Raw genomic sequence first — 376 nt, forward strand, 5'->3', positions numbered from 1 at the left:
CGTCCAGGCTCCGGCGGCCAAACCCGGCCCGGTCCCGATAGGAAACGTGCGCGCCCACCGCCACCCCGTGCTCCACGGCGCGGCGGCAGCTGGCCAGCATCGTCTCGTCGTCGCCGGCGTGGTAGCCGCAGGCGATGTTCGCGCTGGTGATCAGCGGAAACATCGCGGCGTCGTCGCCCATCAGCCGACCGTCGACCGATTCTCCAAGATCGCTGTTCAGGTCGATCCCCGGCCGGCCTCCCGATGCAGCTCGAACCGGATCGCCGGGGCGGGCAGGGCGGCTGCCGGGTACTGTCACGGCCCGGTCCCGTCGTCGGGTCCGCCGGCGGGGCGGCTGCGGCCATCGCCGTCCTGGTCGCCGGACGACTCGAGGGCC

1 protein-coding gene is annotated in these 376 nt (G+C 73.7%); it reads right to left on the minus strand.

Annotation, left to right across the window (positions count from 1 at the left end; genetic code table 11):
* Positions 1–226 (minus strand): LamB/YcsF family protein (locus tag AC5RV2_RS19050; protein ID WP_494093624.1); only part of this gene is annotated, 226 nt, incomplete at its 3' end.
* Positions 227–376 lie beyond the last annotated feature (150 nt).

It is taken from the genome of Arthrobacter sp. Y3225116, from assembly GCF_059091245.1.